The organism is Acetobacter pomorum, assembly GCF_002738225.1.
Lineage (GTDB): Bacteria > Pseudomonadota > Alphaproteobacteria > Acetobacterales > Acetobacteraceae > Acetobacter > Acetobacter pomorum.
In genome coordinates this window covers 53108-78940 of sequence record NZ_PEBQ01000030.1, presented here as the reverse complement: position 1 = coordinate 78940, position 25833 = coordinate 53108, and the positions used below count along the sequence as shown (strand labels likewise).

Sequence of the window (25833 nt, the reverse complement as noted above, 5' to 3'; positions counted from 1 at the left end):
TTATTCTCCTTCCGCGATCAAGGATGAGTCTTCAGATTGGGCACGTGATGATGTATGCCGGTTCTGTTGCATCCAAAGTGTCCGGTATATATCGCAGCGCTCCAGAAGAACGTCATGCGGTGCAATATCAACCACAGCCCCCTGATTCATCACACAAATTTGATCACAATTCACAAGAGAGGAGAGCCTGTGAGACACAATCACCATGGTACGCCCCTTGCCAATCCGTTCCAGATTGGCGTTTACCAATGCCTCACTTTCCGGATCCAAAGCTGACGTTGCTTCATCCAGAATCATCAATTTCGGATCAGTAATTACTGCACGGGCAATAGCAAGGCGCTGACGCTGACCACCTGATATATTGGTGCAGCCCTCTTCAATAAACGTATCGTAGCCAGCTGGCATCCGCTCAATAAACTCTTCCGCACCAGCCATTCTGGCAGCATGCACGACGTCATCCATCGTAAACCCGGGACGGCCTGCCGTAATATTATCGTAAATGGTGCCGCGGAACAGGAAGTTATCTTGCAGCACTACCCCAAAAGAACGTCGTAAATGGGTAAGATTAATTTCACGCAGATCAACACCATCCAACTTAAGGTAGCCGGTATAAGACCGACTAACCCCTTGTAGCAGACGCGTAATGGTGGACTTGCCTGACCCACTTCGACCAACCAGCCCAAGCATAGTACCCGCTGGCACCGAAAAATTCACATCCTTCAAAGCCAGACGGGTAGAACCCGGATACGAAAAATTTACATCCTCAAACAAAAGCGCACCCTTGATAGGAGGACGCATTCCCATTGTGAGTGCTTTTGTTTCTGTTGGCTGGTTTAAAACAGATGCGGCCTCAGCCAACGAACTCATGACTTCGTTGAAATCATCCAGAAGCCTTGCCAGTCCAACCAAGGGAGTGGCAACACGTCCACCCAGCATCATGAACGCAACCAAGGCACCCACTCCAACTGTGGAAGGACTGGTAAGAGCCAGATATGCACCTACCAGAATAACACCACGGCTAATAAACAAATCAAGTGGCATAACAAGTGTCTGCGGCCAGTTTGACATGCGCCCCATGGCCAATTTCCAGCGAATGACCCGTGCAGTTGCATCATCCCACACCTGCTTACGAATAGGCTCCAAAGCAAGTGTTTTCAGCGTGCGGATACCAGCAACACTTTCATAAAGAACTGCACTCCGGTCCCGTTCGGCCTCCATCTGGCGCACCATAACTCTGCTTAGAGGAGCCATAGCCACCACAACGATCAAACCAATAAGGCCCGCACAAGCAACAGTCATCCATGCCAATGTTGAACTGATAATGAACAGAAACGGCAGTATGACAACCAACGTAAAAAGATCGAGAAAAGTCGACATCAGTCGACCAGTCAGAAAATCTCGTACTTTATAAATTGACATGACACGACCGAGAACATTCCCGGTCTGTTGCCGTTCAAAATATTCTAACGGCAACGCTAAAAGACGGCTGAACAGATGAAGAGAAATACGGGAATCAATACGCGTTGTGAGCACTAAAGAGAGATCACGCCGTGCGTAGCTGATCAAAACTTCATAAATCGAAAATATGAACAACAACCCAGAAATCGACACAAGTGTCGACATGGAATGATAACTTACAACTTTATCAATAACTTGCATCACAATGAGGGGCGGAAAAATCTGCAAGATACTTAGCGTGATAGAAGCGAGGCCTATATCTCGTAAGGAGCGCTTTTCACGCAACACCATCTTTGCCAGCCACCCCAGAGAAATGGGAGCATCGGCCTCTGATTCCCCTTTGCGCCGTTTGATAAGCAGGATATCGCCTGTCCATATCTGTGACAGGCGCAATTCATCCACTGCTACCGGCGCAGCTGCAGTTTTAAGTGGGTCTTGCAACCATACAACACCACGATCTGGTGTTGTATTTACCATCAGGGCTGCCGAACCATCACGAAACATCAAAACAACTGGCGGCGATTGCGTCATCTTTACCAGATAACGCCACTTTATGCGTACTGCTTTTGCAACAGCCCCCTGATCTTCCAACCAACGCACCAGAGTTGCCGGAGAGGGCGTATCCTCCCCTGGTTCTGCAGCAAAATCACGAGTGTCTAGCTCCAGACCGTGATACTTGGCTGCTGCAATAACAGCGCGCAACCGGATAATTGGCGCAGAAACAGAAGCGTCCTGGCCACGCCCTGTATCTGAGGAAGAACCGGCCTGTTCCGGCACATGATCAGTCTGGTCCACGCACAACCCTTTTGGTTAACCCAACTTAATAAACAAAGTACCACACAAATATAGCAGATGTATCTCTGCTCCGGCACATGCGCCGTTATGACAGGAGAATACACACTCTCCAAGTTTTTCTATGTAGCGCATCACAAAACATACAAAGAAACCCAAGACCTAACTAAAGATAGAAAAATTTTAGGCTGAAAATTGATAAAAAGAATTGAGAAATCCTTCTTTCCGCAATTGATTCCTTACCATCTCTATTTGGTTAGGGCTGCATATAATCCACACAGAACGATACGGCATGCAACGCCCCAGAACACTTTCTTGGGCGCGTGCAAGTAAAAAAGCCGACAAACCAGCTTGCCCTGTACAGCACAAACACTGGGCCGAATGCCGCCCTATCTGAGGCGACAATACTCCTTTCCAATACCAGACGTGAGCCCATTGCTGTGTTTGTTCTTTCGTTTCCTTTAAATTAACAAATAAAAGTGCGACTTCCTGCTTATTATATTTGTTATCTGGCACAGATGCACACACATGCAACAGAATCCGGCCATCTCCGCACTGTGCACGCGGCTCCATAAGGCTAGTGGACATAAAGGCTGCTCTCTGGAATAACGTGGAACCTTGTGCTTTGCAGGGTTGGGAAAGCACTTTCCCCTTTCTTTTTACATTTTATGGTCGCCATGTCTTCTCGTCTGCCGCTTCTCGATGCCCTACGTGATCAGGTTCTGCTTTGTGATGGAGGCATGGGGTCACGTATCCAAATGCTGGATCTGGATATACAGCGTGATTACTGGGGACAGGAAAACTGCACCGAAATCCTCACACTTTCACGCCCGGAACTTATCCGTGAAATCCATCGCGGTTACTTTGAAGCCGGCGCAGACATGGTGGAAACCAACACATTTGGTGGTTCCCCCATCACGCTGGGTGAATTTGGTCTGACAGACAGAACGCGAGAAATCAATAAGAACTCCGCCATACTGGCACGTGAAGCGGCAGAAAGCTTTGCCGATGGCCGCACCCGTTATGTTCTGGGCTCCATGGGCCCCGGCACAAAGCTGCCCTCTCTGGGCAATATTGATTATGACAGCCTGGAAGCAGCTCTGGCGGAACAAGCACGCGGCCTGATTGAAGGCGGTGTAGACGCTATTCTGATTGAAACCTGCCAAGATACCCTTCAGATCAAGGCAGCCGTAAATGGCGTAAAGATCGCACGGAAAGAACTAGGCACCACAACCCCGATTTTTGTGCAGGTTACTGTAGAAACCACGGGCACCTTGCTTGTGGGGCCGGATATTGCCGCAGCCGCCACTGTTATTCACAGCCTTGATGTCGATCTCATGGGCCTGAACTGTGCAACAGGGCCGCAGGAAATGGCAGAGCATGTCAAATGGCTCTCTGAAAACTGGCCGCGGCTGATTTCCGTCCAACCCAATGCTGGCTTGCCTGAATTGGTAAACGGCCAGACCCACTACCCCCTCACACCAGCAGAAATGGCCACGTGGGTTGAACGTTTTATTACAGAAGACGGTCTGAACCTGATTGGCGGCTGCTGTGGCACCTCCACACCTCATACAGAAGCGCTGGATGCCATGCTACGCCGCCGTGCAGAAGGCACAGGTCGCCTGCGCCCGGCCCCTGTGCCCCGCACATCTGTATGGGTGCCATCTGTCGCCAGCCTTTATTCTCAGGTCTCCCTCCGACAAGAAAACGCCTATTTCTCCATTGGGGAACGCTGTAATGCCAACGGCTCCAAAAAATGGCGTGAACTTCAGGAAGCACATGACTGGGATGGGTGCGTAACCGTCGGGCGTGAGCAAATACGCGAGGGCTCCAACGCGCTGGATATCTGCACAGCTTTTGTTGGCCGCAATGAACGCGCAGAAATGGATGAAGTGATCAAACGCTTCACCTCATCCGTAAACGCACCACTCGTGATCGATTCTACCGAAACACCGGTTATCGAGGCTGCACTCAAGCTGCACGGTGGCAAACCCATCATCAACTCCATCAACTTTGAAGATGGCGAAGGCCCGGCATCAGACCGCATGACACTGGCCCGCAAGTTTGGTGCTGCTGTTGTTGCCCTGACGATTGATGAAGAAGGCATGGCCCGCAAGCCGGAAGACAAGCTGCGCATTGCCAGCCGCCTTGTGGAGTTTGCCTGCGAAAAATACGGTCTGCCTCAGTCTGACCTGATGATAGACCCCCTCACCTTCACTATTGCCACCGGTGCGGAAGATGACCGCAAACTGGGGCAGTGGACGCTTGAGGGCATTAAAATGATTCGGGATGCCTTCCCGGACATTCAGATCGTGCTCGGTCTTTCCAATATTTCGTTCGGGCTTAATCCGGCCGCACGCGCGGTGTTGAACTCAGTCTATCTGGACCACGCTGTAAAAGCCGGCATGACAGCCGCCATTGTGCATGTGTCCAAAATCCGCCCCCTGCATCTGATTGCCCCTGAAGAGGTGAAAGTTGCAGAAGATCTGATTTTTGACCGTCGCACAGAAGATTATGATCCCCTGCAAACACTTCTGGCCATGTTTGCAGATCGTAAGGCAGCAGATGCAGTACAGCGGAAACGAGCAGAAACAGCAGAAGAACGCCTGAAAGACCGTATTGTTGACGGGGACCGTAAAGGACTGGAAACAGACCTTGACGAAGCTATGCAAAACATGGCCCCGCTAGACATCATCAATACCGTTCTGCTGGATGGCATGAAGGTAGTTGGCGAACTGTTTGGTGCAGGCAAGATGCAACTGCCTTTCGTGCTGCAATCTGCCGAAACCATGAAAGCCGCTGTTGCCTATCTGGAACCGCATATGGAGCGGATAGATGGCCAGCAGCGCGGCACAATCGTGCTGGCTACGGTTAAAGGGGACGTACACGATATCGGCAAAAACCTTGTGGATATCATCCTCACCAACAATGGGTATCGTGTAGTCAATCTGGGCATCAAAGTGCCCGTGCAGGACATGATTGACGCGGCACGCAAGGAAAAGGCCGATGCCATTGGCATGTCTGGCCTACTGGTGAAATCTACCGTCATCATGCGCGAAAATTTGGAAGAAATTTCCCGCGCCGGGTTGGAAACACCCGTTCTTCTGGGCGGCGCAGCTCTTACCCGCAATTATGTGGAAGAAGATTGCGTGGCTGCCTATGCACCCACCGGCCGAGTAGCCTACGCGCGTGATGCATTTGATGGCCTGACCCTGATGGACCAGATCAGCCAGAAAAAGTTTGATGACTATCTGGCCGCTATCCAGAAACGGCGCGAAGGCAAAGCCACCCGCACCAACGCACGCACGCCAGAAACAGCAGAAACACGTGGCTTTGGCCCGGTTGATGTTGCTGCAGCCCGTGCACGACGTGAACGCCTGACGGCAGATGAACCGCCGATGGTTCCGCCATTCTGGGGTTCCCGCGTTCTGGAAGCTACGCCAGAAGCCGTTCTGCCGTTCCTGAACGAACGCGCGCTTTATCAGTTCCAGTGGGGCTTCCGTAAACAAGGCCGCTCCTTGGATGATTTCTTGGTATGGGCCCGGCAAGAGCTGCGCCCAATCCTGCGCCGCATGCTGGATCTGACAGCCAAAGAAAACATTCTCAAACCGCAAGCTATTTACGGCTACTGGAAAGCTGCCGGGGATGGCAATGATCTGGTACTGTTTGAAGAAGACGGCACGACTGAAGTCTGCCGCTTTACTCTTCCACGCCAGCCAAAAGCGGATGGTGAGTGTATTGCTGACTTCGTGCGTGACATTTCAGACCCGGAGCGTGACGTTATTGGCCTACAGGTTGTCACCGTCGGCCAGAAAGCCTCTGACATCGCCCGTGATTGGTTTGAGGAAAACCGGTATCAGGATTATCTGTACCTCCACGGTCTTTCTGTTGAAATGGCCGAAGCCATGGCCGAATACACCCACAAGCGTATCCGGGCCGAACTTGGCTTTGCTGGAGAAGATGCGCGAGATATGGAGAAACTGCTGCAACAGGGATATCGCGGGTCTCGCTATTCCTTCGGGTATCCGGCTTGCCCGCGGTTGGAAGACCAGCACCCCATTCTGGCTTTGCTGGGTGCTGAACGCATTGGTGTGTCGCTGACAGATGGAGATCAGCTGCATCCGGAGCAGTCCACCTCTGCTCTTGTTATTTTAAACAAGCACGCAAAATACTTCACAATCTAATATCATTGACCAAGGGTGAATATGCTGCGCATCATTCACCTTATGGTTACGCCTCACCCACCTGCCTCTCCTCCAGCCAGCGCCGCTCTCAAGCGGCTCTGCCGGCAGGTTGGGCTCCATGCCACAAATTGTACTGCCGCGTTTATAGATGACCGGCAGCAGGATATTGTGCATGAAAGTGCCCTGTTCCTGCAAACCCTGCACAAACTGTGGGAAAGCCAGGATGTTGATCCGGCTGAAGTGTGGACAGAACTGCTACGCAGGCTGGAAGTAGCGGAATTACTCATGAAGCTGAACCAGCCGCCGCACAGAAAAAAACGGAACGGTAAAATCATGCGTCCGTGGCGTGTGACCACCAGCAAGCTGCCTTAAAAATACAGAAGCGCATGACAGCCAGCCCATTCGTTGGCATAAAGCCTCCCTCATGGCTGCCATAGATGCTCTTTCCCTGCTGATTATTGGTCTTTCAGCCCTGCATGGCGCATGGCGAGGGTTTACGCGGCATGCGCTTGGATTTGTCAGTTGGGGCATTGCCATTGTTCTGGCCTTGCACTTCCATGCCGCCTTTTTGCCCTTTGTTCAGCGCTTTGTGACATCACCGACTGGTGCACACATCGCTTCCTTTGTTTTAGTGCTGCTTGTTGTGCTGTGTGTGGGCTATGTGCTTTCTGCTGCCATTGTCCGAATCGTGAAAGCAACGCCACTGGATGCACTGGATCGGCTTCTTGGCCTGCTATTTGGCATTGTGCGCGGGATGTTTTTAGTAATTGTGCTCTTCATGGCTGCACAATGGCTACTACAACCTCAGGACATGGCCGCCCTGACAGAAGATAGCCGGCTTACCCCTTACATCCGGCTTGGAGCATCCTATATCCAGCCATATCTACCGGATTTAAGCGCAAAAGGGGTTGCGCGGAATCCTTCTACAGGTCATGACGCCACCTTGTGATCCCATACGGCCAGTTTCTGACCTTCTGCGGAGGCCCTGCACGCTTATGCTCGCCCATCCCACGCCGTCTGCTTCTTTGCCCGATCCACTGACACTGGATGATGATCATCCACATGAAGAATGTGCTGTCTTTGGTATCTGGAACGCCAAGGATGCCGCTCCCCTTACCACTCTGGGTTTGCACGCCCTTCAACACCGCGGGCAAGAAGCCGCCGGTATTGTAAGTTTTGACCCGCAAGACCGTCGCTTCCACTCTCACCGGGGCCTTGGCCTTGTTAGTGATGTGTTTGCAGATTCCCGCGTTATGGCCACGCTTAAAGGCACGCGTGCCATTGGCCATAACCGCTACGCTACAACGGGCGCCACGCTCCTACGTAACGTGCAGCCATTGTTTGCTGAATTTGCGTTTGGTGGCTTGGCCGTGGCCCATAACGGCAATCTGACCAATGCAGATACCCTGCGGAGCGAACTGATCCGCCGTGGCTGCCTGTTCCAGTCCACTACGGATTCGGAAGTTTTTATCCATCTGATTGCCATATCTCTTTACGCAACAGTGGAAGACCGCCTGATTGATGCGCTCAAACGCGTCACCGGTGCGTATTCATTGGTAGTACTTTCTGAAGATGCGCTGATTGGCGTGCGTGACCCCATGGGTGTGCGCCCGCTGGTGCTGGGCAAGCTACCTACCGGAGATGACAAAAAGCCTTCTTGGGTTCTGGCGTCTGAAACCTGTGGTCTGGACATTATCGGCGCAGAATTTGTGCGTGATGTGGAGCCGGGCGAACTGGTTGTAATTGATGAAAACGGTATCCGCTCCCTGCGTCCGTTTGGTGAAACACACCCACGCTTTTGCGTGTTTGAATACATCTACTTCGCCCGCCCCGATTCTGTGCTGGAAGGTCTGCCGGTTTACGAAGTGCGTAAACAGATTGGCCACGAACTGGCGCGTGAAAGTCATGTAGACGCCGATGTGGTTGTGCCTGTGCCAGATTCAGGCGTGCCCTCTGCCATTGGTTATGCCGAAGCCAGCGGTATTCCTTTTGAGCTCGGCATTATCCGCAACCATTACGTGGGCCGCACCTTTATCGAACCCACAGATCAAATCCGGCATTTGGGCGTGAAGATGAAACACTCCCCCAATCGCCCTATTCTGAGCGGCAAGCGCGTTATTCTGGTGGATGATTCCATCGTGCGTGGCACAACGTCCCGCAAAATTGTAGATATGGTGCGGGCCGCAGGCGCAACAGAAGTGCATATGCGCATTTCTTCCCCTCCCACGCGGCATTCCTGCTTTTACGGCATTGATACGCCAGAACGCAGCAAATTGCTGGCCGCCCAGAATGATCTGAAAGCCATGGCAGAATTGATTGGCGTAGATAGCCTCGCCTTTATCTCGCTAGATGGCCTGTATCGCGCTATGGGTTACAAAGACCGCCAAGCCAGCAATGCCCATTATTGCGATGCCTGCTTTACGGGAGAATATCCCATTCCCTTGATTGATCATGATGCAGAGTTTGGCCCCGGCACTGCCTGAGGCCAACATCCTCACCCAATAAAAAAGCGGCCAATTAGGCCGCTTTTTTTGTAACCTTTATGCTGTGTGTTTTAGCGCAGCATCACTCATGCGGCGCTTTCTTGCGCACAATAGTATGCCAACCCGTGGATTGGCCTGAAGGCAGCTGCCGCAACTGCTGGGCAGCAACATCTGCCAATTGGCCTAAAAGCTGGCTTAACACCTGCACCATTGGCATGGTGGCACTGGCCTGTGCACCTTGCAGCGTAAAGTTCTGCATATAATACTGCTCATCCTTACCCGGCGCTCCAGCAGAAGCAGGCTGGATAGATAACGTGGCATCCAGTTCCACATTACCTGAAGGACCCGTTGAAAAACGGCTGATAGACAGATCCACATAGGCTTCCGGCTCTGTCGCCACGGTATCATTTTCCACAAACACGCCTGTACCCGGCAAACGTTGCGCCAAATCACCCGCCATAACTCGGCTGATCTGCGCTGGCAGGGAATCACTCCACGCATCTGCGGTCGCCACTGTCAGCTTGTAGCCACTATCTGCCGTAACAATCCGGTCCCGATCCAGACCAGATGCCACGGTTGGCAGACGCACTTCCACAAAGCGCGGACCACCCGGCTGCGGCTGACCGGGCACAACCGCCAATGTGTACAATGTGGGGCTGCCGCCAGAACAGGCTGTAAGTGTAAAAGCCATAACCCCTAATCCGGCTGCACCACTCAAACGCAGCAATGTCCGGCGGCCAAGACGGGTGTTCATGGGCTGGCAAGAAACAGTTTGCGTCATGATCTTAACGTCCTGAAAGCAGCGCGGAAGGATGGTTGGTCAGGAAATCTGAGAGGAACCGCAGGGAGCGCGCCGTCTGCCCCAACTGCACCACCATGGATTGCAGATTCCGATGGAAATCACTGTTGCCGCCGTAGCTTGCCAACAGACGATTGGCGTTCTGGAGTGTCTGATCAAGCTGTTGTGCCATTTCTGGCAGACGCTTGCTAAGCGGGGCCATCCCATTACGCAGGTCTTTTGTAAGCTCCTGCAAATTCTGCATGGAATTGCGCAACCCAATTAGAGACTGCTTAACTTCCGGGCTAACAAGCGTTTGGTCTGCATGCGCCAGCAGATTATTGGCATTTGTGCCAATCTGCTCAAACGGCATGGCAGCCAGACGCGATGTAATGGTGGAAAGGGAATCCATAATCCCACCCATGCCACCGGCCTGACTTGGAATAACCAGAGTAGCACCTTCCATACTGGTTGTGGCCGGGGCTGGGTTCTTGATGAAGTTGAGGGAAATCATCCCCTCGCCTGTCAGGAAGCTGACACTGTCAGTTGAAGCGCGCAGACCGTTCGCGACCAATGTACGGAACATATCTGTCAGATTGCTGTTACGCAGTTCTGCAGGAGACAACACGCGTTCAGGCTGTACTTCCATACCAATACGCACACGTGGATGTCCGGGGTTGGAGCTCAGATCCAGCTTCACGCTGGTCACATTCCCCACCTGAATCCCAAACATTGTCACCTGGCTGCCAACATCCAGCCCTTTAACGGAAGACATCACATAGGTTGCCAGAGGCACCCGCTCACGGTAGCCGGCATTATCGGCATCTTCATGCGTATCATACAGCTTGAACACTGTGTTGGCTGGCGCTTCCGAAGCCGGATGCATGCGGCTTTCTGCAACAGGTGGCAGACCAAAAGCCACACCCCCAGAAAACAACGCCTGCAAGGATTGCAACTGCACCTTAAGTCCACCGGCACCAAATCCAACCTTAACGCCAGACACGTTCCAGAAACGGGAATTGGTGTTCAGGTAATGATCATAAGGTTCCCGCACAAAAATCTGAATCAGCACTGGCCCCCGTCCGCCCGGCGGCATGGTGTAACCCAGCACTTCCCCCACATCTACATCACGGAAGAAAACAGGAGCGCCCTGCCCAATAGACCCGATATTACCCGCTACCAACGTATAAATGCGGCCCGGTTGATCAGAGCGCACACCCGGAGGCGCTTCCAGCCCTTCAAATGTGGTGGTGCGTTTGCCAGCAGGGTGGCCATCTTTGTTCAGACCCGGATCAAAGGCGATATATGCGCCAGACATCAGGGTTTCCAAGCCAGTAATGCTGGCACCATTGATACGCGGCCGCACAACCCAGAACCGACCGCTATCGGTCAGCATATCATTCGTACCCTTATTCATACGGATACGCACTTTGACATGCCGCAGATCATCCGTCAGTGAAACACCTTCCACCGTGCCCAGAACCACAGATTTGTTCTTGACCTGTGTCTGGCCGCTTGTCAGGCCATCTGCCGTATCAAACACAACGGTAATTTCTGGCCCATTGTCCATAAAACTGCGCCAGACCAGAAAACCGGCAATCAGCACCGAAACAATGGGGATGATCCAGATAATGGAAAACCGAATGCGCCTGACCAGAGCATCCTGCGCACTCTCCCCTTCTGGCGGAGAGAATTGATTATGACTGTGTCCGTTCACGCCCTATCCGGCTCCATGTTATCCCAATATGCAGCGGCCTCAATTTGTGCCGGGCCACATTGCCCGGCATCGGCTGGGGCCGTATCACCGTTTTTGCCCGCAGCATCCCACATCAGCCGCGGGTCAAATGCATGCACTGCAAAAATTGTCAGCACCACAACGGCGGCAAAACATACCATGCCCCCATTGGCGCTAATGCTGGCCATGCTGCTGAAACGCACCATAGCCACCAGAATGGAAACCATGAACACGTCAATCATAGACCAACGCCCAATGATATCCACCAACCTATAAAGCTTGGATCTGGCCACCAGATTACGGGCGGAATGCCATTTGGTGCTGATAACCATAAACATCAGCCCGATAATTTTAAGAACCGGCACCAATACACTGGCAAACAGCACCAGTAGGGAAAGCGGGATCATATTACTTTCCCACAGCTCTATGGCGCCTTCTACAATGGTATGCCCTGTTCCCGCACCCAGCCTGATAACTGTCATAACCGGGTAGATATTGGCTGGCAGATAAAACACCACCGCAGAAACAAGCAGCGCCACCGTACGGGCAATACTGTCTGGCTTACGTTGCCGCAGCACATGCCCACAGCGCGGGCAAAACCCTAACGGGGCCGTTTGATCCAGTTTTTCATCAAATACCAGTACCGCAGAACAGGACAGACAAGACACCATATGACTGGCCGAAGGCATTTGGTCATTCGGCCCGATTTCCTCACAAGAGAGGCGAACACGCTGATTATCCATCCGCCGGAGGCTGGTATCTGTTTGCCGGCGCCGCCAGATCAGCTCCGTATCCAACGTGGCATCTGTGGCAGACATGGTGACCATAAGCGAAGCCACCAGAAACACTGCGGCCCCAACCTGCACATAAGCCATATCTGAGAGCTTGGTATAGGCCACGAAAACGCCCAGAATATACACTTCCACCATGGACCACGGGCGCAGCCGTTCGTACCATTTGAGAAGATGTGGCACCCAAAAAGGCAGCTTGGGTTGAAGTGCCCCCACCAGCACCAGCATCATCATGCTGATAACAAGGCCTGGCACAATAATGGTGGCAACTGCCACCAACACACCAATTTCTCCCCAGCCCTCATGCAGTAGCTCTAACGGGCCGGTAAGAATATCTACGGTTCTTTCCCGCCCATACAAATCCAGCATCATCAGGGTAGACAGCAGCATGGCCAAATACAGAGATGCCGAGCTGATGCAAAAAGCCAGCGGGGTAGCAATGGGAGATGTGCGGTTACGCCGATCCAGCAATTGCCCGCACCGGCAACACCGCGCCTGGGTTCCGGGTTTAAGCTCTGACAGGTGCTGGTAATGCCCGCAACATGGGCATTCCACAATGCCTTGCACAAGCCGAACATGCCGCTTTTCATCAACCGGAACATTCTGCCCGGGATTAAGGGCCTCCCGCACCAGGCCAAATAACTGCGACATATTCATACAGATAGTTCTTAAAACGAAAAAACTATTCCGTCACACTCAAAACAGAATGGCACCCCTGCTTACGGTTGGAAATGCCGCTTTATTGTGCTTCAGCCCTTAACAGAATTATAATTTCTCCTTGCGTGGGCATAAAGATCATGATAGTCACCGCCCCGCAAACAAAATGTGCCCGCTTAGCTCAGTTGGTAGAGCACGTCATTCGTAATGATGGGGCCGGTGGTTCGAATCCGCCAGCGGGCATTTCCCTTTGCATTCCCAAAAACATTTATCGTGCCGTGATATCTTGCTTAAAAAAGCGTCATGGATTTACACACCCCAACAGCTTTTACTATTGGGATGCTGTGCGCAGCTTATACAAATTTATAAGTAAGTGGCGGCCATTAGAATAATTCAGACCACTTACGGCACCAAGGCTAACAGCATCCTTCGCCTTATCACCCAGAGCGGCCATAAATGCTGGCGTATCCCGTTTATCAACAAGCGCGACTGTGCACGTTGCATGCGCTTTCATCTCGGAAGCAGCATTTTCTGCACCAGTCAGCAGCACCTTGCCCCCAAGCAGAAAAACCAGACTAGGTTCAGAAAATGATACCGAAATCACGCGTGATTCTGCACACGGCTGATGCGCTTGCACCAATGCTGTCAAACGCGGCGCCAACCAGATGCTCTGAAGTTGCGGCACCACAACTGTAAATAATCCTACATAGAGCAACATGGCTGCCGCTAGCGCACTTAAGACCGCCCGCTGCAAATAGGCACGCGTCATATACCACGCAGAAAGACCAACAAGTGGCAATACGCCTACGGCCAAAACAATTGCGCCAACAGATATCTGGTGCTCAAGCACCCACACCAGCGTAGGGCCAGCAACGGCCAGAGCAATACCTACCAGAACCCATGCCACACCATAAACGGCCAACAGCGCCCTGCCCCAGATGCGCGAAGGCCAGTTGCGCCATACATCTCCGCCCTGCGCCAGAAAAGCGGCCGTAAGAATGGCAATAGCCGGGTAAGTTGGCAGCACGTAATGCGGAAGCTTTGTTGCAATAGCTTCAAACACTAGCCAATGCGGCACAATCCAGCACAATAAATAGCGCACACGCTCCTGCTTACGAGCGTGCCAAACCATTGGTGCAACACAAGCGGCAAAAAATGATCCCGGCCAAAAAGCCAACAAAAACACCAGCAGATGATACCCCGGAGGGAGGCCATGCGCCTGCTGCCCAGATGCAACTTTACCTAAAAAGTTGGTGCCAACAGCGTTCCGGAAAAATTCACCGTGGCTAACAACTCCAATAGCGATGCACCACGGCACCAGAATAGCGGCAGATAAAAGCCAGCCCCATGCCGGACGCATTCTGCGCCATAAACCAAAATCTCGCTCCAGCATTCCCAGCATCAATGGCGTGGCAAACGATGGAATAAGAATGACCGGCCCTTTCAACATCAGGCCGCACCCAATGGCGCCCCAGTACAGGACAGCGCGTTTTACGGGAGTAGACACGCCCCGCATACGGTCCTGCAAAGCGCCAGTGAGCGCCAGCTGTGCCAGCAACACGGTAAAAAGCAGGCAGGAATCAATGGTTGCCATACGGCTTTCGGCTGCAACCAGCACAGAAGCCATAAAAAGCAAACCGGCCCCTAAACCAGCCTGCGGACCAAATAACATGGAGCCAATAAGTGCTGTTAAAACCACCGAACCCGACATCGCCAAAAGCGAAGGGATACGGTATGACCAAACAGCCCGCTGATTCTGTGAACCGGTTAGGGAAACAGCAGCAGCCTCCAACCAGTAAATACCGGCAGGCTGCAAATAACGGGGTTTATCCTGAAAGCGCACATCTACAAAATTATGCGATTCCAGCATCTGTGCTGTGGCTTCCATATATCGGGGTTCATCCCGATCAAATGGCGGCGTAACCGCGCGCCCCGGAAGAAACAGCAAAAAAGCCGCAAGACCTAAAAGTACTAACGCCTTAACAGAAAGAGGCTGATAACCGTTTTGCTGGTTCAGCATTCACGAATCGATTTTGGAAGATGTGTACGATTTCGCAGCCACATCACACCCAGCAAATCACGCACCCCAACCACGGCACGATTGAAATTGGTATATTTGGATTGCCCATGCAAACGCGGCCGGTGCGTAACAGGATGGCACACCAACGGCACGCCATAAGACGCAAACAAAGCCGGAAGAAAACGGTGTAAACCCTCAAACTGCGGCAAGCGCAAAAAGTCAGACCGCTGAAAAACCTTGATTGGAGCCCCAGTATCTGGACACTGATCATTCAGGAGCTTTTGCCGCAGCCCATTGGCAAAACGTGTTGCAAATCGGCGCGACCAACCATCTTTACGGCGTGTGCGTACCCCTACAACAAGGGGCGCCTTTCCTTTAACCGCCTGATTCTGTGCGAGCGCAACCAGAGCACACAGCTCACGCGGGTCGTCCTGCGCATCCCCATCAATTGTGGCAATCCATGCACCACGTGCTGCTGTAATGCCCGTGCGCAACGCAGCAGATTTACCACACCGCCGATCATGAGAAAGAATACGTAAGTTTGGCAGGCACTCATCCCGCAGGCGCTGCAACACCTTTACGGTCTGATCCTGGCTGCCATCATCTACAAATACAACTTCGGTGGCAGGCAATTGCGGCATGGCCTCAGCCAGTTCCCGGCAAACCTGTGGCAGGTTATCCTGTTCGTCCAAAACAGCAATAACGATGCTCAGTTCATACTGAGCATCGTTATGCTGTGACGGTAAGGTTGGCACCAGACCTGTCACGTATTCACCATTCAGCTGATAATATTTCAGGCTGCCTTGCGCGCAAAAGCGGCAGGCAAACCAGCCAACGCCTGATCAACAAGCCCTGCGGCTTTCTGTTCATCAAGAGTTTGGGGGATAACACCGTTGGCGGCCTGCACGGCCACATCAATTGCAAGCTGGCGCACTTCCTTAACAGCAGCGCGTTCTACAGCAGCAATACGATCTCGCGCCATTTGTTCATGGCGCTGCACAGCTGCTTCTGCCTCTGCGCGTGCTTTCTGAGCCATTTCAGCGGCTTGCTGATGAGCCTGCTCTACATAAGACTTTGCTTCTGCCATAGCCTGCTCACGATCACGCGTGGCATCTTCCAGCATCTGCTCAGCCTCTCTTCTCAAGCGGGCTGCTTCATCCAGTTCTTCGCGAATACGGTCTGCGCGGCTATCCAGAATGGTGGCAATCGGGCCCCAAATCTTTTTACCAACCAGCACAAAGAACAGAACGAACGAAACAGCGACCCAGAAACCCGCTTCGTGAAAAATGCCAGACATGACGAAAATTCCCCCGGAGCTGGTCAGATAGTGCTGTGCGCCGAAGCGCTTTCAACCTTCTGGGCAACAAGCTGTGCATCAGGCACAATACCCGTCAGACGCTGAACCATGGCCTGCGTGGTATCGCTTGCAATTTCTTTAAGCGCACTTAATGCACGTGTTTTTTCCTCAGCCACACGTTTTTCGGCATCAGCAATTTCTGCTGTTACCCGTGCGTTGATTTCCTGCATCTGCTGTTCTGCTGCTTTATGTTCTTCTGCCAGAACCTGATCAAGATGCGCCTGGGCTTCTGCCATGGCATCTTTACGGGCCTGCTGAAGTTCAGCAACAGCTTTATCGGCGTCCTGCTTGGCCGCACGTGCTATTTCCAGATCTCCAGAAATACGCTTGCTACGGTCTTCCAGCACCCGGGCAATACCGGGCAGCATGGCCTTGCTGAGCACCATATAGAAGACAAAGAAAATCACCGCGCCCCACATAACCTGACCGGTTACAAGGGGGTTGGCAAAATCCAGCTGAGGCATTCCCGTGGCATATGCACCAGGCGCGGAAACGGCCAGAAGAGACACACCGGAAACCGTTGCCAACAGGCCGGCACGAAGCATCTTCTTAATCACACCCACAGGAATGTTCTCCTCTTTCCTGAAAGCTTTCTCAGACGAACAGGATCAGGAACGCGATCAGCAGCGCGAACAGAGCAATAGCTTCTGTCAGAGCAAAGCCGAGCATACCCAGACCGAACACATGCGGACGGGAAGCCGGGTTGCGCGCAATGCTGCTTACCAGCGTGGAGAAGATGTTGCCGAGGCCGATACCAACGCCGGCAAGGGCGATCACGGCGATACCTGCACCGATTTCCCGGGCTGCAGCGATGTCCATATCAGTCACTTCCTTGTTTCAAGTACAGTTCAAACGAAACGGGCAAAGCAGCTCCTCAGTGAGCCACGGCCTCCCGCAGGTAGATGCACGTCAGAATAGCAAACACATAGGCCTGCAACACCCCAACAAGCAACTCAAGAGCCATCAGTGCCACGTTAATGGCAATCGGCCCAACCGCAAACACGTCACCCACCACACCAAAACCGGCGAGCATGATAACAAAGCTTGCGAAAATATCGAACATGACATGCCCGGCAACCATGTTGGCGAACAGTCGGATGGAGAGGCTGACAGGACGCGAAAGAAAAGAAAGAATTTCAATCGGGATCAACAGCGGAGCCAGAAAGGGGCTAGCACCTTCCGGCATGAAGTGCGCAAAGAAACGCAGCCCCTGCACCTTGAGGGAGACAATAACCGTAAGCACAAACACCATCATGGCAAGCGCAAAGGTTACGGCAATATGGCTGGTAAACGTAAAGGAAAACGGCAACAGACCAATATAGTTACCGGCCAGAATGAAGAAGAACAGCGTGAAGATGAACGGGAAAAACGCTGTGCCTTCCGGCCCAATCGTATCAACCGCCATGTTATGAATAAATTCGTAACACACTTCTGCTGCGGCCTGTAAACGGCCCGGAACCACAGCTGCCGGGCGCATTCCCATGTAAAGGAACATCAGAACCACACACACTGCCATGATCATGTACAGGGGGGACTGACTAAAACGCAGTGCTTCGCCCAGCCCACCAAGAACGGGATGAAGCTCAAACTGTTCAAGTACGTTGATGCTGGAACCGCCCGCCACAACCGCTCTCCTAAAACCCTTTACCGCACCCGAATCACATCCGGATGACAGCTTCTTACTTGCCGTCTATCGACTTGACCAGCCGCCAAACATTCAGCACGCCAGCACCTCCGCCCATCAGTGCGAAAATAATAAGAAAAACAGCCCGGGTTTTCAGCCAGTGATCCAGCTCCCACCCGATTGCAACGCCTACCACCAGAGCTGAAAGCATTTCTGTTCCAGCTCTTAGCGCCAACCCAGGAAGAGATTGCTCTACGGCATCTTCTTTCTCGGTTAAATCCTCCTTTTGCTCCAGGCCAGATCGGCGTTCTGCCGCCTTGAGCCGGGCATCAAAGGAATCGTCGCTGTTCTTACTCATTCTTCGCCCCTTCAGAGGGGTGCAGGCGCTTGCTAACGGGGCTGTCATATCCTGTCAAGAAACCATGAGGGGTAGATGCATCAAAATCTGCCTTTTCCATCATAATTCCTCACAAAAAATCAGGCTGTCTCACCTACGCCCACCAAACCGCGCGCATAATCCACTGCCGAGAAGGGCCGTAAATCTTCTGCCTGTTCGCCCACACCCACAGCATGCACGGGCAATCCGAACTGATCCGCCAAGGCCACCACAATGCCCCCGCGGGCAGAACCATCCAGTTTTGTCACCACCAAACCGGTTACATTCACAAGTTCGCGAAACACACGCACCTGCTCCACTGCGTTCTGTCCTGTTGTGGCATCCAGCACCAACAATACGGAATGAGGTGCGGTTTCATCGAACTTACGCATAACGCGGATAATCTTGGCAAGCTCCTCCATGAGTGCACTTTTATTGTGCAGACGGCCTGCCGTATCAACAAACAGAAGGTCAGCCCCTTCCGCCTTGCCGCGCTTAAGGGCCTCAAAAGCCAAACCTGCTGCATCTGCCCCAGGTGGGCCTGCAATCACAGGGCAGCCGGTTCTTTCGCCCCAAATCTGCAACTGCTCCACCGCTGCTGCACGAAAGGTATCTCCAGCCACCATCATCACCTTTTTACCTTCTTCGGTAAAAAAGCGGGCCATTTTGCCGATAGTGGTTGTTTTTCCCACGCCATTTACGCCCACCACCAGCACAACATGCGGTTTATGTGCCGGATCTGGCTCAAACGGCTTGGCAACAGGCTCAAGAATCGTGGCGATCTCATTTGCCAGAGTCGTCCTGATTTCTTCGTCCGTCACTTCAGTTCCAAAACGGGAGGAGCGGAAGGATTCGATAATACGTTCGGCCACCGCTGGCCCCATATCTGCGGTAATCAGCAGATCTTCCAGCTCTTCCAGCGCTTCATCATCCAACTTGCGCTTGGTAAAAATGCCCGTAATGCCCCCACCCAATTTTTGGGTGGAACGTGACAATCCCTGCTTGAGACGAGAGAAAAAACCAAGCGCCATCTCAGATCCTTTCCGCTACCAGCCCGGCATTTTCGGCCATTGTGGGCTGAAGGGTTATAATTTCCCCCACTTCGGCTTCACCCTGCGCAAGCCTTACCGGTGCAAACTGCTCGCTATGCCCGGTTGTAGGAGTTTCCATCAGCACACGTAGGGGCTGACCTATAAGACTTTTGTAGTATCGGGCTGCAGAGGCTGCACCCACCTCTCGCAATTGCGCGGCACGCGCCTTACGCTCTGGCACAGGCACTGCACGCATACGGGCGGCTGGCGTTCCTGGGCGTTCACTGTAAGGGAAAACGTGCAGATACGGCAGCGCCTGCTGCACAAGAAAGTTACGAGTCTCGTCAAACAGCGATTCATCTTCTGTTGGAAAACCCGCAATAATATCCGCGCCAATGCCAATATCTGGCCGCAAACTCCGGGCGCGTTCCACCACACGTGCAGCATCCGCCACCAGATGCCGTCGCTTCATCCGTTTGAGAATGAGGTCTGACCCAGCCTGCAAGGAAAGATGCAAATAAGGCATAAACCGTGGGTTTTCCGCAAGAAGCTGCCAGATATCCTCATCAATCTCCACCGGATCAACCGAGGAAAGACGCATCCGCTCCAATTCGGGCACCAGCCGCAACACACGGCGGCAAAGCTGACCAAGCACCGGCTTACCTGGTAGGTCTTCCCCCCAGGATGTCATATCTACCCCAGTCAACACCACTTCCCGGTACCCGGAGCGCACCAACGCGCGCACCTGCTCTACCACCGCGCCAACAGGCACAGACCGCGAAGGCCCACGACCAAACGGAATGATGCAAAAGGTACACCTATGGTTGCACCCTTGCTGAACCTGAACGAAAGCGCGCGTACGGCCGGAAAACTCTGTCACCAGATGCGCAGCTGTTTCCTTGGCGGCCATAATGTCGGATACGGCAAGAGGTTCCGCCATGGCTGAAGCAGACCAGCTTTCAGCCTTCAGCTTTTCCTCATTCCCCAAAACACGGGCCACACCGGGCAGCTCTCCCCAGCTTTCCGGGTTAATCTGGGCGGCACAACCTGTGACCACAATGCGGGCATCTGGGTTTTCCCGATGCGCACGGCGAATAGCCTGCCGTGCCTGCCGCTCCGCCTCCCCCGTAACAGCGCACGTGTTTACAATAATCACGTTATCCAGTGCAGCTGCGTGGTTTCGCATCACTTCACTTTCCCACGTGTTCAGGCGGCACCCAAATGTGAGAATTTCCGGCTTACTCATTCTGGGTAACCCGCCAGATCAACTGTCCCTGCAAAAGATGTGGTTGCTGGCCCCGTCATGAACACATGGTTGTTGGCGGCCCATTCAATCCGCAACACACCCCCATCCAGTTCCACATCACATACACGATCTACCAGACCACGGCGCGCGGCATTCACCACGGCAGCGCATGCGCCAGAGCCACAGGCCTCTGTAACACCTGCACCACGTTCGTGCACCTTGAGCTGCATACGCGCGGGACCCTCAATACGCGCAAAACCAATATTCGCCCGTTCAGGAAACAGCGGATCGTGCTCAAGCGCCTGCCCCTGTGACAGACGCGAAAAATCTTTCACAAAAAACGTTGCGTGTGGATTGCCCATTGAGGCCGCTGCGGGATCACCTTCCAGCGGCAGATGCAGCGTATCCATTTCGGCCGCCAAAGGCACATCCTGCCAGTTCAGGCGTGGCATGCCCATATCTACCGTAATCAAGCCATTTTCTTCGATACGGGCTGGCAAACGCCCTGCACGCGTTTGCAGTACGGGCGTTTTGTTCCCTGTTTCCTGCCAGATCAAATCTGCCACACACCGCGAGGCATTTCCACAAGCACCTGCTTCTGATCCATCAGGATTGAAAAAACGCACAAAAACATCTGCACCCTCCGCACAGGCCGGACGAAGCGTGACCAACTGGTCACACCCAATGCCACGACGGCGATGCGCGAGGGCAGCAATACGGACTGGCGTGAGAGGCAAATGTCCACCGCGCTCATCCAGAATGACGAAATCATTCCCCAGACCGTGCATTTTACGGAAAGATGTCAGCATTCTGCGGCTTATACGCCACTTTCCGTACCGATGCCATGAGAGAAAGCAGCCAGCAGGCTCGGAAATCAGTCTTTTCCGCACCTTGCTGGCATAAATTATGCCTACTTACAAAAAGCGCCCTGGAGCACCGCGCTGAAGCACTTCAATTTTGTAACCATCCGGATCTGCCAGAAAAAAGAACTGGCCAACAATCCGCCCCTTGTTTTCCAAGGTTTTAACTGGCGTTACCGGATGACCAGCCGCTTCCATACGGGCATGTTCAGCACTTACATCTGCAACAGATACGGCAAGGTGCCCGTATCCTTCCCCCTGAGCATAAGGTTCTGTCCGCCCATGATTGATGGTGAGTTCAAGCTCAAAGCTCTGCTCATCATTTGCCAGATAAACCAGTGTAAAACTCTCAAATTCAAACCGATCCACAGGCTTAAGCCCCAGCGTTTCCGCATAAAACTTTAAGGAGCGTGCTTCATCCAGCACGCGCAGCATAGTGTGGATCATCTTGGCCATAAATTATTTCCCTCTCCAAAAACAAAGATAATAAAAACCAAAGCCTGTGCTTAACGCACATCTTTTTTCCCTGAAATTATTTTTTAAGGAGAGAGCTCTTTACGGCAAGCCAAGGAAAATGGTTCACATTCATAAAAGAACCACTTCAATAATATTTGAAAAGCGAATGCGCATCTTCCGCCAGTTCTCCTGCCACATGGCACGTCATATCAAAACATGCCTGTGCATGGGTACTGTGCTGGCATCTGGCGGAATAGCTGGCAACTACGCCTTTCCGGCCTATGCTGCGGCTGATGATGCCGCATCTCTTGATGCGCTGGAACAGCAGATCGCACGTATTCAGGCCGAGCAGCATGAACTGCAAAAAGCACTGGTTAGTGTGCAAAAACAGATTGCCCAACGGCGCGGCACTGCACATGCAAGCAATGGCAGCTCAACAACTGGCAGAACTGTTTCTGGCAGTCATCATGCTGTTGCCAATGCTGGGGCAAACTCTGGCGTTACGGTTGCCATGCAGGATGGCACAATTGCCAGCACGGCCTCTACCGATCCGGGTATCAGCGCCCCGGCTTCTATCCGTTCCGGGCACCATGCTGTTGGCCCGGATGCACAACCCATATTTTCAAGCAAAAACGATACGCCAGCCGTGGAATCCGTTGTCGGGCACCGTGCAGAAGACATGATTGCCCGCATTGCAGAAAACCAGGTGGGCCCGCACCAGCGTGAAACAGCAGGGGCACAGGCGGCAGGTGCCCTGGGTGATCATGGGGTGTTCCATCTGGGCCCGATCACCCTTATTTTGGGTGGTTATCTGGATGCCGCAGCCGTGGAATCCAACCGTCATACATCAACAGGCACCTTCAACTATTGGGCAGACATGCCTTACAAAGGAGATGCCCGTTACCACACCGACAATTTTGAAGGCAGCGCACGTTACAGCCGTATTTCCCTTATGGCGCGCGGCAATATAGATAAGCACTCCACCATTTCCGGCTTTTACGAAATGGATTTCGGGGCTGGCGCTTCCACAACCGATCCATACGAAAGCAATAGCTACACATTTCGTATGCGCCAACTTTATATGGCCTACGATAACAGTGATTATAACATCCATTTTCTGGCCGGGCAGGCATGGAGCATGCTGACACCTGGCCGGGTGGGTATTATTCCCCGTCAGGAAAACCTGCCGCTTACAATCGAATCCTCCATGCTGGCAGGCCAGACATGGGCACGGCAGTTGCAGTTCCGGTTTGTAAAAGACTTTTTGCAACACAGATTGTGGGCCGGTCTTTCCATCGAAAACTCAGCCACTCTGTATAATGTTGATAGCTTCTCCAGCGTAACAGATGGGCAGGTACGCCTGCCAAACGGACGCATTGCAACCGTAGGGTATGATGGCACCGGCCTGACAAATGATGCCCTCTTCCCCAACGAAATTGCACCAGACATTATTGGAAAACTGGCTTGGGACCCGCACTGGGGCCACTACGAAGTTGAGGGGATTCTCCACTTCCCGCATACCCGCGTTTCCGAACTGGGAGGTGGCCGCAACCACACCGCCATTGCAGGTGGTGGTGGTGGTTCTGTTGTGCTTCCGGTTCTGCCGCATAAGGTGGAAGTCCGGTTGGCAGGCTTGGCTGGGGTGGGCATTGGCCGTTACGGCTCTGTGCTACTCCCTGATGCCACCCTTAATTCCAGAGGCGAGCCTGCACCTATTCCCTCCGTACAGGGCACGGCTGGCGTTATTGCCCACCCCAACCAACTTATTGATGTGTATGGTTATTTTGGGTATCAGCAGGCTGGCAGACGTTACTTTGATGCCAATGGTTCAGCCTATGGCTATGGCAATCCCTCGTTTGATAACAGCGGCTGTAATGTTGAAATGGCCACAGAGCTTTCAACCCTTGGCTGCACTGGCAATACACGCAGTGTTATGGAAGCAACCGTTGGCGCATGGTATCGCTTCTTCAAGGGCCATTATGGCACTGTAGAAGCCGGTTTGCAGCTTGCCTATTCCCGCCGCAAGGCGTGGGAAGGGCTTGGTGGCGCACCCAGTGCTGGTATGAGCCAGGTTTTTATGGATTTTCGCTATCTTCCTTTCCAGTAAAAGCGCATAATTCCTGTGCTATAAAATCATGCAGTACAGGGTTCTGCCGTCAAACTACTAGCTTTTCCGGGCAGGAACCTTTATCTCGCATTTCTATTCCCGTTGCCCGGATCCGGATTGTATGCCTTTTCAGAATGCTCCTGCCCCTCTCGCTCGTGCTCTTGCTGCACGCGGCTTTACTGCTCCTACCGCTGTTCAGGCCGCCGTTCTGGCCGATGATGCCAAAAATCGCGACCTGCTGGTTTCAGCCCGCACCGGATCTGGCAAAACTGTTGCTTTCGGCCTAACGCTGGCAGACCTGCTGCTGAATGATGCAGGCCGTTGCGTGCCATCTGGCGCCCCTATAGCTCTGGTAATTGCCCCTACGCGTGAACTTGCCCTGCAGGTGCGTAGCGAGCTGGAATGGCTATATGCCGAAACCGGTGCACGCATTGTTTCCTGCGTTGGTGGCATGGAACCCCGCAAGGAAGCCCGCGCCCTTGCCTCTGGCTGCCACATTGTTGTGGGCACGCCTGGCCGCCTGTGTGACCATCTGCGCCGCGGTGCGCTTGATCTTTCACACCTGAAAGCCGTTGTGCTGGATGAAGCTGATGAAATGCTTGATCTGGGCTTTCGCGATGAGTTGGAAACCTTGCTGGACGCCATGCCCAAAGAGCGGCGCACCCTGCTGTTTTCCGCAACTATTGCACGCGATATTGCGGCCCTTGCGCGCCGCTATCAGCACGATGCCCTGCGTATTGATACAGTAGGCACCAATACCCCCCATGCCGATATTACCTATCGCGCTGTTCTGACAGAGCAAGGTGATATGGCGGGCACGGTTGTAAACGTGCTGCGACTGATGGAATCCTCCGCCGCCATTGTGTTCTGCCACACGCGTGAAGCTGTGCGTCAGTTGCAGGCGATTTTGACAGAACGCGGTTTTTCCTCCGTCGCCATTTCAGGTGATCTGGGGCAGAACGAACGAAGCCGCGCCATAGAAAGCCTGCGTCACGGCCAAGCCCGTGTGTGCGTGGCAACAGATGTGGCCGCCCGCGGCATTGATATTCCAGATCTGGGCTTGGTGATCCACGCCAGCCTGCCTTCCAACCCGGCTACCCTGCTGCACCGTTCGGGCCGTACAGGCCGTGCAGGCAAAAAGGGCACCTGTGTGCTGCTGGTACCACCCGCCCGTAGAAGGTTGGCAGAACGCCTGCTTCAGGCCGCCAAGGTAACGGCAGAATGGAGTGGCGCCCCTACCCCTGCTGCCATCGCTACCGCAGATGCCGAGCGTCTTCTGGCTGCGCCATTCCTTTCTGCTCCGGCACCAGAAGATACAGAAACACAAACGCTGGTTAGCCGCCTTGCTGCCGAACACACACCAGAACAACTGGCTGCAGCTCTTGTTGGCCTGTGGCATAAAAGCCTGCCGGCACCTGTTTCTGTACGCGTCATTACACCAGATGCGCGTCGTGCCCCGCGGGAACGTGATCCAAACCGCCCTGTGCGCGAAAGAGAACGCGCTCCGGCGATGGATGGCAAATGGTTCCGCCTTTCTGTCGGGCGGGAAGATCGGGCAGACCCCAAATGGCTGGTGCCTATGCTGTGCCGGCTAGGAAACATTAAAAAACAGGATATTGGGTCTATCCGCATCACGCAGGATCATACTCTGGTCGAAATTTCACCGGATAAAGCCGAGCAGTTTGCTTCCTGCGCTTCTGCAACGGACCCGGATGAAATTACAGTGGAGCCCGCAGCAGCCCCCCGTAAAGGGAGTGGCGGTGGCCCGCGCCCAGCTTATGCTGACCGGAAGCCAAAAGGTGGCCGCTCTTTTGCACCGCGTCGGGAAGGTGCTGGTAAAAACGGTTCTTCCCGCAAGCGGAAAGCAAAATAAATACA

Annotated in this window: 22 protein-coding genes and 1 tRNA gene; 7 read left to right on the top strand and 16 right to left on the bottom strand. The window is 53.3% G+C overall.

The features are described from left to right. Positions 1-2253 carry a peptidase domain-containing ABC transporter gene (locus CSR02_RS02480; protein WP_095045889.1) on the bottom strand — a complete coding sequence of 751 codons (2253 nt, stop codon included), beginning with the start codon at positions 2251-2253 and terminating at the stop codon, positions 1-3. A 180-nt stretch (positions 2254-2433) separates the two neighbouring features. Next, entirely contained in the window at positions 2434-2838 is a 405-nt protein-coding gene (locus tag CSR02_RS02475; RefSeq protein WP_208616788.1) for a hypothetical protein, read from the bottom strand. Between the two features lie 89 nt (positions 2839-2927). On the opposite strand from CSR02_RS02475, the gene metH reads away from it, so the two are divergent. The 4 genes from metH to purF are packed head-to-tail and all read left to right on the top strand — an operon-like array spanning position 2928 to position 8917. After that, positions 2928-6434, top strand: a complete 3507-nt coding sequence (gene metH / locus CSR02_RS02470; protein ID WP_099540442.1) for a methionine synthase — start codon at positions 2928-2930, stop codon at positions 6432-6434. Between the two features lie 21 nt (positions 6435-6455). After that, positions 6456-6806, top strand: a complete 351-nt coding sequence (locus CSR02_RS02465) for a phosphoribosyl-ATP pyrophosphatase (RefSeq protein WP_099540505.1) — start codon at positions 6456-6458, stop codon at positions 6804-6806. Between the two features lie 52 nt (positions 6807-6858). Beyond that, positions 6859-7383 (top strand): CvpA family protein, encoded by a 525-nt coding sequence (locus CSR02_RS02460; protein ID WP_099540441.1) that lies wholly within the window; start codon positions 6859-6861, stop codon positions 7381-7383. 46 nt (positions 7384-7429) lie between these two features. Next, positions 7430-8917 carry an amidophosphoribosyltransferase gene (gene purF / locus CSR02_RS02455; protein ID WP_042787992.1) on the top strand — a complete coding sequence of 496 codons (1488 nt, stop codon included), beginning with the start codon at positions 7430-7432 and terminating at the stop codon, positions 8915-8917. Between the two features lie 82 nt (positions 8918-8999). On the opposite strand, the gene CSR02_RS02450 is transcribed toward purF, so the two are convergent. Genes CSR02_RS02450 through CSR02_RS02440 form a run of 3 tightly spaced genes read right to left on the bottom strand, consistent with a single transcriptional unit; the run spans position 9000 to position 12878 of the window. Beyond that, positions 9000-9698 carry a PqiC family protein gene (locus tag CSR02_RS02450; protein ID WP_099540440.1) on the bottom strand — a complete coding sequence of 233 codons (699 nt, stop codon included), beginning with the start codon at positions 9696-9698 and terminating at the stop codon, positions 9000-9002. Between the two features lie 4 nt (positions 9699-9702). Then, positions 9703-11412, bottom strand: coding sequence for a PqiB family protein (locus CSR02_RS02445; protein ID WP_042787989.1), 1710 nt, complete (start codon positions 11410-11412; stop codon positions 9703-9705). Beyond that, positions 11409-12878, bottom strand: a complete 1470-nt coding sequence (locus CSR02_RS02440) for a paraquat-inducible protein A (protein ID WP_099540439.1) — start codon at positions 12876-12878, stop codon at positions 11409-11411. The genes CSR02_RS02445 and CSR02_RS02440 overlap by 4 nt, the downstream gene beginning before the upstream one ends. Positions 12879-13048: 170 nt before the next feature. On the opposite strand from CSR02_RS02440, the gene CSR02_RS02435 reads away from it, so the two are divergent. Beyond that, positions 13049-13121, top strand: a tRNA-Thr gene (locus CSR02_RS02435). Between the two features lie 88 nt (positions 13122-13209). Here CSR02_RS02435 and CSR02_RS02430 read toward each other — a convergent pair. The 11 genes from CSR02_RS02430 to CSR02_RS02380 all read right to left on the bottom strand — a co-directional run bounded on the left by CSR02_RS02430 (position 13210) and on the right by CSR02_RS02380 (position 21848). Beyond that, positions 13210-14898: an ArnT family glycosyltransferase gene (locus tag CSR02_RS02430; protein WP_099540438.1), complete on the bottom strand. Its 1689-nt coding sequence runs from the start codon at positions 14896-14898 to the stop codon at positions 13210-13212. Continuing rightward, complete coding sequence (locus CSR02_RS02425) at positions 14892-15665, bottom strand: glycosyltransferase family 2 protein (RefSeq protein ID WP_099540437.1); 774 nt, start codon at positions 15663-15665, stop codon at positions 14892-14894. Before CSR02_RS02425 ends, CSR02_RS02430 begins: the two co-directional genes overlap by 7 nt. A gap of 26 nt (positions 15666-15691) precedes the next feature. Further along, entirely contained in the window at positions 15692-16195 is a 504-nt protein-coding gene (gene atpF, locus CSR02_RS02420) for a F0F1 ATP synthase subunit B (RefSeq protein WP_042787982.1), read from the bottom strand. A gap of 23 nt (positions 16196-16218) precedes the next feature. Beyond that, entirely contained in the window at positions 16219-16800 is a 582-nt protein-coding gene (locus CSR02_RS02415; RefSeq protein WP_042788036.1) for a F0F1 ATP synthase subunit B family protein, read from the bottom strand. Between the two features lie 49 nt (positions 16801-16849). Beyond that, positions 16850-17074 (bottom strand): ATP synthase subunit C family protein, encoded by a 225-nt coding sequence (locus tag CSR02_RS02410; protein WP_003624142.1) that lies wholly within the window; start codon positions 17072-17074, stop codon positions 16850-16852. A 55-nt stretch (positions 17075-17129) separates the two neighbouring features. Continuing rightward, complete coding sequence (locus CSR02_RS02405) at positions 17130-17879, bottom strand: F0F1 ATP synthase subunit A (protein WP_099540436.1); 750 nt, start codon at positions 17877-17879, stop codon at positions 17130-17132. A 55-nt stretch (positions 17880-17934) separates the two neighbouring features. Next, complete coding sequence (locus tag CSR02_RS02400) at positions 17935-18237, bottom strand: AtpZ/AtpI family protein (RefSeq protein ID WP_042787980.1); 303 nt, start codon at positions 18235-18237, stop codon at positions 17935-17937. A gap of 119 nt (positions 18238-18356) precedes the next feature. Further along, positions 18357-19286: a signal recognition particle-docking protein FtsY gene (gene ftsY, locus CSR02_RS02395; protein WP_042787979.1), complete on the bottom strand. Its 930-nt coding sequence runs from the start codon at positions 19284-19286 to the stop codon at positions 18357-18359. Between the two features lies 1 nt (position 19287). Beyond that, positions 19288-20532 (bottom strand): tRNA (N(6)-L-threonylcarbamoyladenosine(37)-C(2))-methylthiotransferase MtaB, encoded by a 1245-nt coding sequence (mtaB, locus tag CSR02_RS02390; protein WP_099540435.1) that lies wholly within the window; start codon positions 20530-20532, stop codon positions 19288-19290. Continuing rightward, a complete protein-coding gene (gene dapF / locus CSR02_RS02385; RefSeq protein WP_042787976.1) occupies positions 20529-21341 on the bottom strand; it encodes a diaminopimelate epimerase in 813 nt (270 codons plus the stop codon). Before dapF ends, mtaB begins: the two co-directional genes overlap by 4 nt. Positions 21342-21446: 105 nt before the next feature. Further along, positions 21447-21848 carry a VOC family protein gene (locus CSR02_RS02380; RefSeq protein ID WP_099540434.1) on the bottom strand — a complete coding sequence of 134 codons (402 nt, stop codon included), beginning with the start codon at positions 21846-21848 and terminating at the stop codon, positions 21447-21449. A 46-nt stretch (positions 21849-21894) separates the two neighbouring features. Here CSR02_RS02380 and CSR02_RS02375 point away from each other — a divergent pair, with 46 nt between their 5' ends. Further along, positions 21895-23955 carry a hypothetical protein gene (locus tag CSR02_RS02375; protein WP_099540433.1) on the top strand — a complete coding sequence of 687 codons (2061 nt, stop codon included), beginning with the start codon at positions 21895-21897 and terminating at the stop codon, positions 23953-23955. A 121-nt stretch (positions 23956-24076) separates the two neighbouring features. Continuing rightward, entirely contained in the window at positions 24077-25828 is a 1752-nt protein-coding gene (locus CSR02_RS02370) for a DEAD/DEAH box helicase (protein WP_099540432.1), read from the top strand. Positions 25829-25833: the final 5 nt, after the last annotated feature.